This is a genomic window from Actinomycetota bacterium (assembly GCA_040754375.1).
Classification (GTDB): Bacteria; Actinomycetota; Acidimicrobiia; order Acidimicrobiales; family AC-14; genus JBFMCT01.
Map to the genome: position 1 here is coordinate 18,641 of JBFMCT010000025.1, position 15,741 is coordinate 34,381.

15 protein-coding genes are annotated in these 15,741 nt (G+C 73.6%); 6 read left to right on the plus strand and 9 right to left on the minus strand.

Features of this window, described 5'->3' with window-relative positions:
* Positions 1 to 65: 65 nt before the first annotated feature.
* Together AB1673_11360 and AB1673_11365 are read left to right on the plus strand one after the other, a co-directional pair.
* Positions 66 to 617: a Uma2 family endonuclease gene (locus AB1673_11360; protein MEW6154568.1), complete on the plus strand. Its 552-nt coding sequence runs from the start codon at positions 66 to 68 to the stop codon at positions 615 to 617.
* A gap of 16 nt (positions 618 to 633) precedes the next feature.
* Positions 634 to 1,185: a Uma2 family endonuclease gene (locus AB1673_11365; protein MEW6154569.1), complete on the plus strand. Its 552-nt coding sequence runs from the start codon at positions 634 to 636 to the stop codon at positions 1,183 to 1,185.
* Positions 1,186 to 1,191: 6 nt separating this feature from the next.
* On the opposite strand, the gene AB1673_11370 is transcribed toward AB1673_11365, so the two are convergent.
* Complete coding sequence (locus tag AB1673_11370) at positions 1,192 to 2,832, minus strand: Na/Pi cotransporter family protein (protein MEW6154570.1); 1,641 nt, start codon at positions 2,830 to 2,832, stop codon at positions 1,192 to 1,194.
* A 13-nt stretch (positions 2,833 to 2,845) separates the two neighbouring features.
* Between AB1673_11370 and AB1673_11375 the strand changes: the two genes are divergently transcribed.
* A complete protein-coding gene (locus tag AB1673_11375) occupies positions 2,846 to 3,388 on the plus strand; it encodes a Uma2 family endonuclease (GenBank protein MEW6154571.1) in 543 nt (180 codons plus the stop codon).
* A gap of 168 nt (positions 3,389 to 3,556) precedes the next feature.
* Positions 3,557 to 3,997, plus strand: a complete 441-nt coding sequence (locus AB1673_11380) for a CHRD domain-containing protein (GenBank protein MEW6154572.1) — start codon at positions 3,557 to 3,559, stop codon at positions 3,995 to 3,997.
* A 25-nt stretch (positions 3,998 to 4,022) separates the two neighbouring features.
* On the opposite strand, the gene thiD is transcribed toward AB1673_11380, so the two are convergent.
* Both thiD and AB1673_11390 read right to left on the minus strand, forming a co-directional pair.
* The gene (thiD, locus tag AB1673_11385; GenBank protein ID MEW6154573.1) at positions 4,023 to 4,847 is read right to left on the minus strand and encodes a bifunctional hydroxymethylpyrimidine kinase/phosphomethylpyrimidine kinase; all 825 of its coding nucleotides are present in this window, start codon (positions 4,845 to 4,847) and stop codon (positions 4,023 to 4,025) included.
* A complete protein-coding gene (locus tag AB1673_11390; GenBank protein MEW6154574.1) occupies positions 4,844 to 6,133 on the minus strand; it encodes a thiamine-phosphate kinase in 1,290 nt (429 codons plus the stop codon). The genes thiD and AB1673_11390 overlap by 4 nt, the downstream gene beginning before the upstream one ends.
* Positions 6,134 to 6,211: 78 nt before the next feature.
* On the opposite strand from AB1673_11390, the gene AB1673_11395 reads away from it, so the two are divergent.
* Both AB1673_11395 and AB1673_11400 read left to right on the plus strand, forming a co-directional pair.
* Positions 6,212 to 6,394 (plus strand): hypothetical protein, encoded by a 183-nt coding sequence (locus AB1673_11395; protein MEW6154575.1) that lies wholly within the window; start codon positions 6,212 to 6,214, stop codon positions 6,392 to 6,394.
* 42 nt (positions 6,395 to 6,436) lie between these two features.
* Positions 6,437 to 8,224: a phosphoenolpyruvate carboxykinase (GTP) gene (locus tag AB1673_11400; protein MEW6154576.1), complete on the plus strand. Its 1,788-nt coding sequence runs from the start codon at positions 6,437 to 6,439 to the stop codon at positions 8,222 to 8,224.
* Positions 8,225 to 8,370: 146 nt separating this feature from the next.
* Here the strand turns inward: AB1673_11400 and AB1673_11405 are convergent, their stop codons facing one another.
* The 6 genes from AB1673_11405 to AB1673_11430 form a co-directional block, all read right to left on the minus strand.
* The gene (locus AB1673_11405; protein ID MEW6154577.1) at positions 8,371 to 9,198 is read right to left on the minus strand and encodes a hypothetical protein; all 828 of its coding nucleotides are present in this window, start codon (positions 9,196 to 9,198) and stop codon (positions 8,371 to 8,373) included.
* A 135-nt stretch (positions 9,199 to 9,333) separates the two neighbouring features.
* Positions 9,334 to 9,990 carry an NAD(P)-binding domain-containing protein gene (locus tag AB1673_11410; protein MEW6154578.1) on the minus strand — a complete coding sequence of 219 codons (657 nt, stop codon included), beginning with the start codon at positions 9,988 to 9,990 and terminating at the stop codon, positions 9,334 to 9,336.
* 39 nt (positions 9,991 to 10,029) lie between these two features.
* Positions 10,030 to 10,875, minus strand: a complete 846-nt coding sequence (locus AB1673_11415) for an alpha/beta hydrolase (protein MEW6154579.1) — start codon at positions 10,873 to 10,875, stop codon at positions 10,030 to 10,032.
* Between the two features lie 49 nt (positions 10,876 to 10,924).
* A complete protein-coding gene (locus tag AB1673_11420; GenBank protein MEW6154580.1) occupies positions 10,925 to 13,837 on the minus strand; it encodes a phosphoenolpyruvate carboxylase in 2,913 nt (970 codons plus the stop codon).
* Between the two features lie 166 nt (positions 13,838 to 14,003).
* Positions 14,004 to 14,639 (minus strand): MBL fold metallo-hydrolase, encoded by a 636-nt coding sequence (locus tag AB1673_11425; GenBank protein ID MEW6154581.1) that lies wholly within the window; start codon positions 14,637 to 14,639, stop codon positions 14,004 to 14,006.
* Entirely contained in the window at positions 14,639 to 15,739 is a 1,101-nt protein-coding gene (locus tag AB1673_11430) for an S-(hydroxymethyl)mycothiol dehydrogenase (GenBank protein ID MEW6154582.1), read from the minus strand. Before AB1673_11430 ends, AB1673_11425 begins: the two co-directional genes overlap by 1 nt.
* Between the last annotated feature and the right edge of the window lie 2 nt (positions 15,740 to 15,741).

Here is a 15,741-nt window from a genome sequence, read left to right on the forward strand (position 1 = left end):
GGAGATCCTGGGCCCCGGTGGAATGTAGTTTTCCATGGCTTTTCAGGGTGTGTTATGCTCCCGAAATGGCCACCCAGACGGGCCTGAGCATCGAAGAGTTCCTCGCCGGCGAATGGCCGCCCACCACGCAGCTCATCGACGGCGAGGCGGTCATGAACGACCCTACGTTCGGCCACAACGAGATCGTCCTGCGGTTGGCGTGGGCGCTGCGCGACTGGATGCGGGCCACGTCGACCACCGGGAGGGTCGGCACCGGCGGCAACTGGACGGTGGCCGCCGGCCAGGTGTTCAAGCCCGACGTGTGGTGGGCGGCCGAGGGCGCCGTCCCCGACCTCGACGCGGTCCGCAGCGACAGCCCGCCCACGTTGGCCGTCGAGGTGCGCTCCCCGGGCACGTGGCGCTACGACGTGGGGCGCAAGCGCCAGGTCTACGAGCAGGTGGGCGTGGCCGAGCTGTGGCTGGTCGACACACCCGCCCGGTCGGTGGTCGTGCACCGCCGCTCGGTGCCGGGGGTGGCCGTGTTCGACATCACCGACGAGGCCGGCCCCGGTGAGGTGCTTACCACTCCCCTGCTGGCCGGCTTCGCCCTGGCCGTCGACACCCTGTTCACAAGCTGACCCGGTTCACTGGCTGATGGCCACCCAGACCCACTTGAGCATCGAAGAGTTCCTCGCCGGCGAATGGCCGCCTACCACGCAGCTCATCGACGGCGAGGTGGTCATGAACGACCCCACGTTCCGCCATCAGCGGATCGTCACTTGCCTGTGGCAGGCACTGGACGAGTGGTGCCGGGCCGAGCCGGCCCGGGGCATGGCGGGCATCGGCGGCAACTGGACGGTGGCCGCCGGCCAGGTGTTCAAACCCGACGTGTGGTGGGCGGCCGAGGGCGCTGTCCCCGACCTCGACGCGGTCCGCAGCGACAGCCCGCCCACGCTGGCCGTCGAGGTGCGCTCCCCGGGCACGTGGCGCTACGACGTGGGGCGCAAGCGCCAGGTCTACGAGCAGGTGGGCGTGGCCGAGCTGTGGCTGGTCGACACACCCGCCCGGTCGGTGGTCGTGCACCGCCGCTCGGCGCCGGGGGTGGCCGTGTTCGACCTCACCGACGAGGCCGGCCCCGGTGAGGTGCTTACCACTCCCCTGCTGGCCGGCTTCGCCCTGGCCGTCGACACCCTGTTCACAAGCTGACCGGTTTCACGGGCTGACGGTTCGGGCCATGCGGCGGGCGCCCTGGTGCAGCCGGCGCAGGGCGCCGACCAGCTCGATGGCCTTGGCGTAGTCGGCCGGCCCCACCTCCCGGGCCCGGCCCAGCCCGGCGGCCAGGCTCTCGGCCACACCCCTGATCTCGTCGTTCATCCGGGCCTTGGACGCGATCACGGCAGCCGCCCGTTCGGGGTCGCGGGCCACCACCGCGGCGGCCGCTTCGTCGAACCATCCGAGGGCGTGGGCGTGCAGGGCGACCAGCCCGTCGCGCGCCGTGGAGCTGACCCGCCGGGGCACGTCCTTGCCGGCCAGTTGCACGGCCACGGCGTCGCCGATCTGCTCCAGTTCGTTGACGGCCTCCAGCAGCCCGGTGAGCTCGCGGTGCTGGTCCTCGCTCAGGGGCTCCACGCTGAGGTCGCCGAGGTAGGCCACGATGGCCCCGTGAAGGGCGTCCACCTCGTCGTCGAGGGCCGCCCCCTCGGCCCGCCGGGCCGGGTCCTCGCTGAGCAGCAGGGCCACCATGTCGTGGGCCCGGCGCACCACCCGGGCCGCTTCCCGGCGGGCCATCTCCATGGCCACCACCGGCGAGCCCAGCAGGGCGGGGTCCAGGTGGCGGGGGGTGGCGAGCTGGGGGTCGGCGGGCTGGGAGCGGTCGGGCACCAGCCGTTCCACGAACCGGGCCAGCGGCCCGGCGCCGGCCAGGAAGACGGCCGAGGTGACGACGTTGAAGAGCGTGTGGGCGTTGGCCAGTTGCTGGGCCGTGGCCAGGTCCCCCGGGGACGGCGACAGACGCTCGACCAGGGCGGCCAACTGGTCGACGAAGCCCACCCAGGCGAGCACACCCACCAGGTTGAAGACCACGTGGACGGCCGCCGCCCGCCGGGCGTCTGTCGGCTTGCCCAGCGAGGCCAGCACGGCGGTCACGCACGTGCCGACGTTGGCCCCCAGCACGATGGCGATGCCCATGGGCAGGCTGACCAGGCCCTGGCCGGCCAGCACCACCACCACGCCGGTGGTGGCCGAGGACGACTGCACGAGAGCGGTGAACAGCGCCCCGATGGCCAGGCCGGCCAGCAACTGGTCGTTGGCCGTCATCAGGTCGAGGAAAGGCTGGGCCGTGCGCAGGGGGGCCATCCCGTCGCTCATCACCCGCAACCCCAGCAGTACGAGCCCGAGGCCCAGCAGCGCCCCGCCGTACTCCGCCCGCCGGCTGCGGCGCGCCCCCATGCGGGCCGCGAACCCGATGGCCACCAGCACCAGGGCCTGCTCGGTGATGTCGACGGCGATGACCTGGGCGGTCACCGTCGAACCCACGTTGGCCCCCAGGATCAGCGGGATGGCCCCCCGCAGCGTCAGGAACCCGGCGGACGTGAACCCCACCACCAGCACGGTCGTGATCGACGAGGACTGCAGGACGGCGGTGGCCGCGGCCCCGGCCAGCGCCCCCAACACCCGGTTGCGGCTCACGGCCCCCAGCACCCGCCGCAGCCCGTCGCCGGCGGCCGCCGTCAGCGACGACGTGATCATCTCCATCCCCAGCAGGAACAGGGCCAGCCCGCCCAGAAGCCCGCGCGCCAGCGCCCCGAAGTCCACCTCCACGCCGCCCATGTTCACCCCAGTCGGCCCGGCCACGCATACTGGTGAGGTGCGAGCGATCCTCGTCAACGCCGACCGGGCTCTCGCCGAGCGTCAAAGCCTCGGAATCGACAGCAAAGACGAGCGCTGGGACGGGGAGTGGCATTTCGTAAACCCCCCGAAGCGGTGGCACGCCCGGCTCAACAGTGACCTGTTCCGCGCCCTGGCGCCCGTGGCCGAGGCCCGGGGTTTGTCGCCCTATGGCGACAACACCGGGATCTTCGCCGAGCTGGAGAACGACTGGCGGGTACCCGACCAGGCCTACGCCCGGCCTGACCACGAGATCGACGAGGGGCTCACCGGGGCCGAACTGGTCGTCGAACTGCTGTCCCCGGGCGACGAGTCCCACGCCAAGCTCCCGTTCTACGCCGGCCGGGGGATCAGCGAGGTGCTGATCGTCGACGAGCAACGGCGGTTCGAGCTCTACCGGCTGGCCAGTGGCGGTTACATACAGGTCCCCGACGGCGAGTGCGAGGCCCTGGGCGTGCGCTTCGCCACCGTCGAGGGCCCCAAGCTGCGGGCCACCTGGGACGGCGCCTCGGCCGACGTCTGAGCCTGAGCCCCCCGAGGCGGGCCCAGGAGGCTGGTGCCCTCCTCGGGCGGCTGACCGGCCCCCCGTTGTGGCTCGGCTAACTGGGCAAAGTGCTGTTCAGATGTAAGTCGGTCGCCTCGGCGCGCCGCGCCGAACGCGAACGCCACCAGCCTCCTAGCATCGCTGGCCATGCGTACCCGCGTCGCCGCTCTCGTCCTGACCGTCGCCCTCGCGGCCGGCGTCCCCGCCTCACCGGCCGGGGCGCAGACCACGGTGCTGCACACCACCCTCACCACCGAGCAGGTACCGACCGGGGGTGACCCCACGGGGTCGGGCTTCGCCGTCGTCGTCATCGATGCCAGCGCCGGGCGGCTGTGCGCCGTCGTGTACTCCCGCCAGGCCGGTCCGGCCACGGCCGTCCACATCCACGAGGGGCCGGTGGGCGACCTCGGGCCCCACGCCGTCGACCTGAACGACCCCGTCAACGGGGGCGGGGCGGCCGTGTCCAGCGGCTGCTACGGCGCGCCCGGGCCCGTCCTGGCCGACATCGCCGCCAACCCGGCCGGCTACTACGTCAACGTCCACACCGCCGCCTACCCAGCCGGCGCGGTGCGCGGCCAACTGGGCTAGCGACGCCCGCCACCCCCGCCGGCGGTCAGGGCGCCACCTCGCGCCCCCACCCGGGGTTGACGGGGCCCACGCCCGCCCCCAGCTCGGCGCCCGCGGCGATGGCCCGTTCCACGAACCGCTTGGCGGCCACGCAGGCATCGGCCGGCTCCATGCCCCGAGCCAGTTCGGCGCAGATGGCGGCCGAGACCACGCAGCCGGTCCCGTGGGTGTGCCGGCCGGCGATGCGGGCACCGTCCACCCACGTGAGCCGGCCTTCGGCGACCACCAGGTCGGGTGAACGCTCGGGGTCGTCGAGGTGGCCGCCGGTGAGGAACACCACCCGGGGCCCGGCGGCCGCCAGGGCCCGGCCCGCCTCTTCGGCGCTGGCCCGGTCGGTCACGGGGAAGCCGGCCAGCGCGGCCGCCTCCTCGGTGTTGGGCGTGACGACCGTGGCCAGGGGCAGCAGGAGCGTACGGACGGCATCGACGGCGTCGGCCGCCAGCAGCGGGTCGCCGTGCTTGGACACCATCACCGGGTCGACCACCAGGGGCGCCACGGCGAAGTCGCGCACGGCCGCGGCCACGGCCTCGACCAGGGCGGTGCTGGCCAGCATGCCCGTCTTGGCCGCGTCGACCCCGATGTCGGCGCACACCGACCCGATCTGTGCGCGCACCAGGGCGGGCGAGACCTCCTCCCAGGCCTGCACGCCCAGGGTGTTCTGGGCCGTGACGGCCGTGACGGCCACCGTCCCCCACACCCCGTGAGCCTCGAAGGTCTTGAGGTCGGCCACCACCCCGGCCCCGCCCCCCGAGTCGGTGCCCGCGATGGTCAAGCCCACGGGCCGCCGGGCCCCGGCCGCCCGCCCGCTCACCACGTGTGCTCCCAGCCGGTCAGTGGCAGCGGTCGGTCGCCCAGCATCAGCTCCCCAGCGTTGCCGGTGCAGCGGCCCACGGCAATGGGCGCCGGCAGGCCGGCGGCCGCGAACCCGGCCACCACCCGGTCGGGCTCGGGGGCCGCGAACAGCAGCTCGTAGTCCTCTCCCCCACCCAGGGCCAGGGCCTCGGGGTCGTCCACCGCCCGGGCCACGCCCACGGCCACCGGGACGTGCTCCACCACCGCCCCCACCCCCGACGCGGCCGCCAGCCGGGACAGGTCGAGGGCGAACCCGTCGGACACGTCGATCATGGCCGTGGCCCCCGCGTCGCGAGCGGCCCGGCCCGCCTCCACCCGGGCCCGGGGCCGCCGGTGGGCGGCCACCAGGTCGGGCCCGTCCGCCGCCCGCCCGGCCCGCAACAGGGCCAGGCCGGCAGCCGACGCCCCCAGGGCGCCGGTGACGAACAACCGGTCACCGGGCCTGGCCCCCGACCGGTACACCACCCCCGGCCCATTGCCGGGCCCGCGGCCCCGCGCCCAACCGCCGCCCTCACCCACCCCCGGCCCCTCGCCGGGTGACCCCTCGCCGGGTGACCCCTCGCCGGGCGAGCCCTCGCGGGGCCCCGGCCCCTCCTCGCCGGCCCCGCGGCTCGGTGCCCAACCGCCGCCCTCGCCCGGCCCCGGCCCATTACCGGTCCCCCCCTCGCCCGGCCCCGGCCCCTCGCCGTGCGAGCCCTCGCCCGGCCCCGGCCCATTACCGGGCGCCCCCTCGCCGGGCCCCGGCCCATTGCCGGGCCCGCGGCCCGGCCCGGCCGGACCATGACGGCCCACCGGCCCAGGCCGTCCACCGGTCCCGACGGGCACGCCGATCGGTCCCGGTGTACCTACGGGGCCGTCGGGGCCGGGGTCGCACCGGCCGATGACCGAGACGCTGACGACCAGGGCGGGGCCGCCGGTGAGGTCGCCCCCGACGATCTCGCAATCGTGGGCCGCGGCCGCGGCCAGCAGACCGTCGTAGAGCAGGTCGATGTCGTAGTCCCCGAGCGGCCCGGACAGCGTCACCAGCGCCCAGCGAGGCACACCCCCCATGGCCGCGATGTCGCTGATGCAGGCGGCCATGGCCTTCCACCCGAAGTCGTCGAGGCCGACGAGGGACAGGTCGGCGTGCACCCCGGCCACGGCCGCGTCGGCGCACAGGAGCAACCCGTCGACCGCCGCGGCGTCGTCGCCGATGGCCGGGAGCCGCGCCCGCAGGCGCTCGATGAGACTGGCTTCGCGGACCATCGGTGCCTCCGGTAAGGTTCGGTTGGGATGCAAGGAGTCGTCAAGTCATACGATCCGGGCACGGCCGAAGGCTCCGTGATGAGAGACACAGACCGTTCCGAGTACCCGCTGGCGCCCGACGCGCTGGCCGGGTCGATCTTCCGCATGCTCCGCCAGGGCCAGCGGGTGATCTGGGACCTCGACAGCGCCGGGCGAGCCACCAAGCTACGCCTCGGCAGCGAGGTCGACATGGGGACCCCGGGCTTTCCCGCCTCTGGTTAGACGGCCCCGAGGGGCCGCGCCCTCGAACAGGAAGGGGACGAAGTGACGGTCGCCAACCGCCGGCTCCAGCAATGGGTCGCCGAGGTGTCCTCCCTGACCAGGCCCGACCGGGTGGAGTGGTGCGACGGCTCCCCGGAGGAGTTCGAGCGGCTGTGCCGGCTGATGGTCGACAGTGGCACGCTCATGTCTGTCGACCCCGTGCGGCCGGGCAGCTTCCTGGCCCGCTCCGACCCCGGCGACGTCGCCCGCGTCGAGGACCGGACCTTCATCTGCTCGCGGGAGCAGATCGACGCCGGCCCGACCAACAACTGGTGCGACCCCGACGAGATGAAGGCCACGCTGACCGAGCTGTTCCGGGGTTCGATGCGGGGCCGCACCATGTACGTGGTGCCGTTCTCCATGGGCCCCCTCGGCTCCCCCATCGCCCACATCGGCGTGCAGGTGACCGACTCGCCCTACGTAGCCGCCAGCATGCGGATCATGACCCGGATGGGCCACAAGGTGCTCGACGTGCTGGGCGAGGACGGCCAGTTCGTCCCCTGCCTGCACTCGGTGGGCGCCCCCCTCGCCCCGGGCCAGGCCGACGTGCCGTGGCCGTGCGACGCCGACAACAAGTACATCGTCCACTTCCCCGAAGAGCGGGCCATCTGGTCCTACGGGTCGGGCTACGGCGGCAACGCCCTACTGGGCAAGAAGTGCTTCGCCCTGCGCATCGCGTCGGCCATGGCTCGTGACGAGGGCTGGCTGGCCGAGCACATGCTGATCCTCAAGATCACCTCCCCCGACGGCGAGAGCCGCTACATGGCGGCCGCCTTCCCGTCGGCCTGCGGCAAGACCAACCTGGCCATGATGGTGCCGACCGTGCCGGGGTGGACGGTCGAGACGGTGGGCGACGACATCTGCTGGATGAAGTTCGGCCCCGACGGTCGCCTCTACGCCATCAACCCCGAGGCCGGGTTCTTCGGGGTGGCCCCGGGCACGTCGGAGAAGACCAACCCCAACGCTATGAAGACGCTGACCCACGACTGCTTCTTCACCAACACGGCCCTCACCGACGACGGCGACGTGTGGTGGGAGGGAATGACCGACGAGCCCCCCGCCCACCTCGTCGACTGGAAGGGCAACGATTGGACGCCCACCTCGCCGGGGCCGGCCGCCCACCCCAACGCCCGGTTCACCGCGCCGGCCGCCCAGTGCCCCACGATGGCCCCCGAATGGGAGGACCCGGCGGGCGTGCCCATCTCCGCCATCCTCTTCGGGGGTCGCCGGTCTTCCGTCGTCCCCCTGGTCCACGAGGCCTTCGACTGGCAGCACGGCGTGTTCCTGGGCTCGATCATGGCGTCGGAGACGACGGCCGCCCAGGCCGGGGCGGTGGGCAAGCTGCGGCGCGACCCGTTCGCCATGCTGCCCTTCTGCGGGTACAACATGGGCGACTACCTGGGCCACTGGCTGGACATCGGCCGGTCGGCCGACACCGAGAAGCTGCCCCGGCTCTACTACGTGAACTGGTTCCGCAAGAGCCCCGAGGGCCGCTGGCTGTGGCCCGGGTTCGGCGAGAACAGCCGGGTGCTCAAGTGGGTGTTCGAACGGATCACCGGCTCGGGCGAGGGGGTCAAGACGGCCATCGGTGTCCTGCCGGCCGACGGCGCCCTCGATGTCGAGGGGCTCGACGTCGCCCCCGACGACCTGGCCGAGCTGCTCCGGGTCGACGTCGCCGAGTGGCGCCGCGAGCTGCCGTCCATCGCCGAGCACTACGCCAGCTTGGGCGAGCGCCTGCCGGCGGCACTAGGCGACGAGCTGACCGCCCTCGAAACCCGCCTCACCGCCTGACCGCCTGACCCGCCTGCACCCCGCCCGACCCGCCTGCACCCCGCGAAACCTGCCCGCCCCGCGAAACCTGCCCGCCCCGCGAAACCTGCGCGGGAATCGTGGGCGTTTCGCCCACGATTCCCGCGCGGGTTTGCGGTGGGCGGCGGTCAGGGGCCGGGCGGGGGGCCCACGGGGGGCGGGATGGTCTCGGGGCGGACGAGGACGGTCAGCGAGACGGTGAGCGTCGTCTCGGCGCCCATGGGGGCGTACTCGCCACGGGGCGTGGGGGAACCGTCGGGCATGAACGGGATCACCTCGTGCACCAGGGGGAAGCCGGGCGGGGGCACACAGTCGACCGTGGTCACCGTGGCCGTGACCGTGTAGGTGCCGGGGGCGGCGTACAGGTGGCGGGGCCCGCCGACCACGGCCAGGTCGTAGTCCCGGGCCGGTGACCAGCAGCCCGGCCCCACCCAGGAGACGTCGTGGACCTGGCCGTCGCCGTAGTCGACCCGGACGGACTTCACCGCGCCCGTCCCCGACGCCCGCCCGGTCACGCTCAAGTGCTGGTCGAGGTATATGTCGGCCGGGTAGACCTCCAGCCGGACCGTAGTCGTGCCCGACGAGGCCGACTGCGACCAGCCCTGGTCCCCGTAGCCGTGCGTCCCCACCCCCGGGGGCGGCGAACGGCGGACGAACGTGGTCGGCGTCGTGGCCGGCGTCGCGGCCGGGGTCGTGGCCGGCACAGGCGCCGGGACGCCCACGGCGGCCACCGCTGCGGGGGAGGTGGGAACGGCGGGGACCGAGGCCGGTGCAGGCGCGGCGGCGGCCAGGTCGGGGCGGGCGGCCAGGGTGGGTGTGCCCGTGCCCGGGCCGGTGGCCAGTTCGGCGGTCCCGCCGGCCCCGGTGCCCCACCCGCTCGGGCGGGCCGGGCCGGCCACGACCAACGTTCCTGCGAACAGGACGGCCACCAGGGCCGCCGCTGTCCGTGTACGCACGGGCTCAGCATCGGCACCGCTGGCCCCGCCCTTGAGCCCTGCGCCGCCCGTCCAGCCGAAAACCTGAGAACCCGCGCGGAAATCGTGGGCGTTTCGCCCACGATTTCCGCGCGGGTTTCGCGGGGTTCGGCCGGGTCAGGGGCCGGTGACGACCCTTATGTTGAGGTGGCCGGTGCCGGTGGCGGTCCACAGGCGCAGCCACAGGGGCATGAGCATCTCGGTGGCCCTGGCCCCGGCGATGTCGCCCAGGTCCATGATGTCGGACGGTGGCCAGCCGAAGCTCTCCAGTAGTTCCCGGACGACGACCTTGGCCTCGTCGTCGTTGCCGCACACGAACACCGTGTGCGACGGGCCGGCCAGCGAGGGCGTGACCATCACGTCGGCGTTGACAGTGTTCAGCGTCTTGACGACCCGGGCCCGGGGGAACTCCCGCTGGATGCGTTCGCCCAGGCTGTCGGTGTTGCAGACGCTGAGGGTGGGCGGCATGCCGGCCGAGAAGTCGAGGGGGTTGGCCACGTCGACCAGCACCTTGCCGGCCAGGCTGGCGCTCCCGGCGGCCACCAGGGCCTCCAGCGACACCGTGCCGGCGGTGGCGTTGACCACCAGTTCGCCGAAGGCGGCGGCGTCGGCGAACGAACCCTGGCTGGCCCCCACCCCGGCGGCCTCGCACCAGGCCACCGCCTTGTCGTTGCCCGCCTCCCGCGACCCCATCATGACCTCGTGGTCGAGCCGCACCAGGCGGTGACCGAGCGTCTGGCCCACCACCCCCGTACCCAGCAGTCCGATGCGCATGACCGCCGGTCTAGCCCATGGCGGCGCCGCTCGCACGGGTCACACGACGGCGGCCAGCACCTGCTTCCAGGCCACCAGGGGGAGGAGATGGCCGGCCCCGCTGACCACGTTGAGGGCCGACCGGGGCAGCTCCTCGTCCCACCACGCCCCGTGGACAGGGGTGACCAGCTCGTCCTGCTCGCCGTAGAAAAGCGTTACAGGCGCCTCCACCTGGGCGGGCTCGAACCCCCAGGGCGCCACGGTGGCGGCCACGATGTCCGACGCCAGCCCCACGGCCCCCTGGCGCACGGCCTCGCGCGCCATGTTGCGCAGGGCCGGGCCGCTCACCGAGCCTGTCCGCACGGCCTCGTCGGCCGGGCCCGACGACAGCATCTCGAGGACCGACTGGTAGGACTCCGCCATCGGGGCCAGTGCAGTAGCCAAGGTCGAAGTCGCCGTGGCCAGCTCGGGCCGCAGCGACTCGACCATGGCCTTCTGCTCGGGTGGCATAGGCGAGACCTCGTCGCCCGGCGCAGGCGTGCCCACCATGGCCACGGCGCTGACCAGGTCAGGGTGGCGCACGGCCAGGGCCAGGGCCACGAGCCCGCCCGTCGACCAGCCCACCACCCCCACGGGGCCTGACCGGAGCTGTTCGAGGACGGCGGCCGCGTCGTCGGCGTACCCCAGCAGGGTCGGGACCGAGCCCTCGGGCAGGGGCGTCGACCCCCCGTAGCCGGGCCGGTCGTAGGTCAGCAGCCACGCCCGGCTGCCGGCCGTCGACCACGGGTCGGGGTCGAGCAGCCGCGAACCGGGTGCGGGGTGGAGCAGCAGGACCGGCGAACCGTAGGCCAGGCCCCGGTCCTCCATGGTCAGCGTGCGCCCGTCGTCGAGCCTTATCCGTCTCACAGGACCGCATCTTCTCAGACCCGGTGACAGCGCCCGCCACCGGCCCGGGTCAGCCGGTGTTGCGCAGGCCGTTGGCGATGCCGTTGATGGTCAGGAGCAGGGCCCGGTCGAGCTCGGGGTCGGAACGCATGGAGTTGCGGATGCGCGACAGCAGCGAGACCTGGAGGTAGCTGATGGGGTCGAGGTAGGCGTTGCGGACCTCGAGGGTGCGCTGGAGCAGGGGATGGTTGTCGAGCAACCGGCGTTCACCGGTAAGAGCCAGCACCTCGGTGACCGTGCGCCGGTGCTCGTCGACGATCACCTCGAACAGGTCGTGCAGGGCCGGTGGGACCAGGCGCTCGACGTAGCGGCGGGCGATGGCCAGGTCGGTCTTGAACAGCACCATCTCCACGTTGGACACGAACGTCCGGAAGAAGTGCCAGTCGCGGTACATGGCCCCCAGCCGCTCCGACCAGCCCTCGGCCCGGGCGCGGGCCAGGCCCGAGCCGACCCCGAACCACCCGGGCACGACCTGGCGGGACTGGGTCCACCCGAAGACCCAGGGGATGGCCCGCAGGGACACCAGCCCGCCCGCGCCCGCACCCTCGGCCCGGCGGATGGGACGGGAGCCGATGTTGAGGGCGGCCAGCTCCTCGACGGGGGTGGAGGCCCGGAAGTACTCGACCAGCCGGGGGTCGTCGACCAGGGCCCGGTAGGACACCAGCGCCCCCTCGGAGACGACGTCCATGACCGCGTCCCACTCGTCGATCACGCTCAGGGGGACCCTCGACTCACGGTGGAGCAGCGACGCCCGCAGGACGGCCGCGGTGGCCACCTCCAGGTTGCGGCGGGCCAGGGTGGGCAGGCCGTACTTGTCGGAGATGACCTCGCCCTGCTCGGTGATCTTGATGGCGCCGTCGAGCGTCCCGTAGGGCTGGGCCAGAATGGCGTCGCCCGTGGGGCCCCCGCCCCGGCCCACGGTGCCGCCCCGCCCGTGGAACAGGCGCAGGTGCACGCCGTGGTGGCGGGCCACGTCCCGCAGGGCCCGCTGGGCCCGGTGGATCTCCCAGATCGAAGTCGTGATGCCGACGTCCTTGTTGGAGTCCGAGTAACCGAGCATGACCTCCTGCCCGTCGCCCCGCAGGCGCACGAGCTGGCGATAGCCCGGGTCGGCGAGTAGCTCGGCCAGGATCGGTCCGGCCCGGCGTAGCTCGGTGACCGTCTCCAGCAGGGGGACGAACCCGATGCGGGCGATGCCTGCTCCCAGGTCGACCAGGCCCGCCTCCCGGGCCAGCACGCAGGCCGCCAGCACGTCGCCCGGCCCCCGGGTCATGGAGATCACATAGCTCTCGATGGACTCGTCGCCGAACACGTCGAGGGCCTCCCGCACGGCCTCGAAAAGGCGCAGCACGTCCCCGGCGTCGCCCACCAGGCGAGTGGCCGGCGACGTGAGGGGCCGCGCCCGGCGCAGCTCGGCCGACAGGACGGCCTGGCGCTCGGCCGGTGCCAAGTCCCGGTAGGCGGTCCGGTCGCCGGTGCCCTCGCCGGCGCCCTCGCCGGTGCCCTCGCCGGTGCCCTCGCCGGTCCCCTCGCCGGTGCCCTCGCCGGTGGCGGCCAAGGCCAGGCGTTCGAAGACCGACGACAGGGCCCGGTGGTGGACCTCGCTGTGTTCGCGGATGTCCATCGTGGCCAGCCCCATGCCGAAGGCGGCCGCCACCCGCAAGACCCGGTCGAGGCTGCCCCGGGCGGTCAGCTCCCCGCCGTTGTCGACCAATGACTCCCGCATGACCTCGAGATCGTCGAGCAGGGCGGCCGTGTCGGCGTACTCCAGGCCGGGCCGGGGTGGGGCACCCTCGGCCAGGCGGTGGCGGGTGTTGCGCAGCCGCTGGAGCACGTATGAGCACTTCAGCCGGTAGGGCTCCTCGGCGTTGAGGTTGCCGAACTGGGCGTAGACCTCGGGCAGCAGCGCCCGGTCGATGGCCAGGCTGGAGCGCAGCCCGGGCGACACCCCCACCACCCGTGTCGAACTGCTGAGGCGGGCGATCAGGTCCTCCACAGCCACGGCCAGGTTGCGCAGGGCCATCTCCCGCAGCAGGCGGAGCACGTCGAGGGTCACCTCGGGCGTGACCGACGGGTTACCGTCACGGTCACCCCCGACCCACGTGCCGAACCGGATCGGCCGCGCGCCCGGCGGTAGCTCCACGCCGGCCCGGGCCAAGTGGGCGGCCATGTCGGCCAGCAGGTCGGGCACGACCCCGGTGAAAAGCTCGTCGAGGTAGAACATCACCGAGCGGGCCTCGTCGACCGGCCCCGGACGCTCCCGGCGCAGCTCGTCTGTCTGCCAGATCAGGTCGACGACCTCGGCGATCTCCCGTTCGGCCCGGCGGCGGTCGTCCTCGGAAGCCCGGGGGTTCGACCGTTGCTCGAGGAGGCGGGCCAGGCGCCGGCGCTGGGTCAGGATCGACTGGCGCACGGCCTCGGTGGGGTGGGCGGTGAACACCAGGCGTAGCTCCAGGCGCCCCATGAGCTCTTCGAGCTCGGCGGTGGTGACCCCCGAGGCCACCATGTCGTCGACGGCCGTGCCGATGGGCCCCTCGTCCCCCCAAGGATGGGAACGCTCGTCGGCCCGGTGGACCTGCTCGGCGATATTGGCCAGGTGGAAGTACGAGGAGAAGGCCCGCACGAGCAAGGTGGCCGTGTGCAGGTCGGTCCCCGACAGGAGGGCGTCGAGCTGGGCCGCAGCCGAGGCCGACGACGGGGACGAGCGCCGGGTGGCCTTGCTCAGCCGGCGGACCCGCTCGACCATGTCGAGCACGGCCTGGCCCTCGTGGCGGACGATGGTCTCGCCCAGCAGGCGGCCGAGCAGGCGGATGTCCCGGCGCAGGGCGGCTCCCAGCGGTGCCCGGTCGCCCCCCTGGACGGCCAGGGCCGACAGCGCGGGCGCGTCCTCGGGCGCGGAGGGGTCGGCTACCGGGTCGCTCATCGGGCCCAGGCTACGAGAGCGGAGCCAGGCCCCCCGCAATCCGGCCCGCCCCGGCGAACGGGCGCGCCCCCGGCTGACCGGCCTCCCGGCGACCCGGCCCCCGGCAGTCCGGGCTCGGCGAACCGAGCCTGGCGAACCAGCCCCCGGCGACTCGGTCCCGGCCACCTCAGTGGCCCCGGGCCACCCACTCCCCCAGGTGGGGGGCCTCGGCCCCGATGGTGGTGGAGTTGCCGTGGCCGGTGTGCACGACGGTCTCGGGGGGCAGGCCCAGGAGGCGGTCACGCACCGAGGCGATGATCGTCGGGAAGTGGCTGAAGCTGCGGCTGGTATTGCCCGGCCCTCCCTCGAACAGGGTGTCGCCGCTGAAAAGGTGGCCGGCCCCGTCGTAGAAGCAGCACCCACCCGGGCTGTGGCCCGGGGTGTGGATGGCGGTCAGCTCGACGCCTCCGCCGGTGATGACCTGGCCGTCGGCCAGCCAGTGGGTGGGCATGGCCGCCGGGTAGACCTGGCGCCACAGCATCGTGTCCTCGGGGTGGAGCCAGACGGGGGGGCTGCCCACGTCCTCGGCCAGGGGCAAGGCGGCATTGATGTGGTCGTTGTGGCCGTGGGTCAGCACGATGGCGGTCACCCGGCGTCCGGCCACGGCCTCCACGATGGGCCCGACCTCGTGGGCCGCGTCGACCACGATCACCTCGTTCTCGTCGCCCACCAGCCAGACGTTGTTCTCGACCTCCCACTGCTGGCCGTCGAGGGCGAACACGCCCGAGGTGACCACCCGCTCGATCCCCGGTCCGGGAGCCATCAGCCGGCCGCCTCGGCGAACACGACCACCGAGCGCAGCACCTCGCCCCGCTCCATGCGCCCGAAGGCGTCCTCGATCTCGTCGAGGCCGATGGTCTCGGTCACGAACCGGTTGAGCGGCAGCCGCCCCTGGAGGTAGAGGTCGATCATCACCGGGAAGTCGCGCGAAGGCAGGCAGTCGCCGTACCAGCTCGGCCGCAGGCGTCCGCCCCGCCCGAAGAACTCGATCATGGGCAGGTCGATGCGCATGTCGGGGCTGGGCACGCCCACCTGTACGAGGGTGCCGGCCAGGTCGCGGGCATAGAACGCCTGCTCCATGACCTTGGGGTGGCCCACGGCCTCGATGCACACGTCGGCCCCGAACCCGCCGGTTATCTGGCGGACGGCCTCGACGGGGTCCTCCTCGTCGGCGTTGACCGTGTGGGTGGCCCCGAACCCCCGGGCCCACTCCAGCTTCTTGGCCACCCGGTCCACGGCGATGATCTTGGTGGCCCCGGCCAGGCGGGCGCCGGCGATGGCGGCGTCGCCCACCCCCCCGCAGCCGAACACGGCCACCGAGTCGCCCCGGCCCACCTCGCCGGTGAACAGGGCGGCCCCCAGGCCGGCCATGACCCCGCAGCCCAGCAGCCCGGCCACCTCGGGGGGCGCGGCGGCGTCCACGGGCGTGCACTGGCCGGCGGCCACCAAGGTGCGTTCGGCGAAGGCCCCGATGCCCAGGGCCGGCGACAGGGGCGTCCCGTCGGCCAGCGTCATCTTCTGGGTGGCGTTGTGGGTGGCGAAGCAGTACCACGGCCGGCCCCGCAGGCAGGCCCGGCACTGGCCGCACACCGCCCGCCAGTTGAGGACCACGAAGTCGCCGGGCCGGGGCGACGTGACCCCCGGGCCCACGGCCTCCACGAAGCCGGCTGCCTCGTGGCCCAGCAGGAACGGGAAGTCGTCGTTGATGGCCCCCTGGCGGTAGTGCAAGTCGGTGTGGCACACCCCGCAGGCCTGCACCCGCACCAGGGCCTCGCCCGGCCCCGGGTCGGGCACCAGCACCGTCTGCACGCCTACCGCCTCGCCCTTGGCCCTGGCCACCACGGCCCGCACCTCGTGCACCATGG

Bases quoted from the DNA above. Each gene is read 5' to 3' on its own strand.
- AB1673_11420 (MEW6154580.1), bottom strand. From the start codon at position 13,837: ATGAGCGACCCGGTAGCCGACCCCTCCGCGCCCGAGGACGCGCCCGCG.
- AB1673_11360 (MEW6154568.1), top strand. From the start codon at position 66: ATGGCCACCCAGACGGGCCTGAGCATCGAAGAGTTCCTCGCCGGCGAA.
- AB1673_11365 (MEW6154569.1), top strand. From the start codon at position 634: ATGGCCACCCAGACCCACTTGAGCATCGAAGAGTTCCTCGCCGGCGAA.
- AB1673_11395 (MEW6154575.1), top strand. From the start codon at position 6,212: ATGAGAGACACAGACCGTTCCGAGTACCCGCTGGCGCCCGACGCGCTG.
- AB1673_11410 (MEW6154578.1), bottom strand. From the start codon at position 9,990: ATGCGCATCGGACTGCTGGGTACGGGGGTGGTGGGCCAGACGCTCGGT.
- AB1673_11380 (MEW6154572.1), top strand. From the start codon at position 3,557: ATGCGTACCCGCGTCGCCGCTCTCGTCCTGACCGTCGCCCTCGCGGCC.
- AB1673_11425 (MEW6154581.1), bottom strand. From the start codon at position 14,639: ATGGCTCCCGGACCGGGGATCGAGCGGGTGGTCACCTCGGGCGTGTTC.
- AB1673_11430 (MEW6154582.1), bottom strand. From the start codon at position 15,739: ATGGTGCACGAGGTGCGGGCCGTGGTGGCCAGGGCCAAGGGCGAGGCG.
- AB1673_11390 (MEW6154574.1), bottom strand. From the start codon at position 6,133: ATGGTCCGCGAAGCCAGTCTCATCGAGCGCCTGCGGGCGCGGCTCCCG.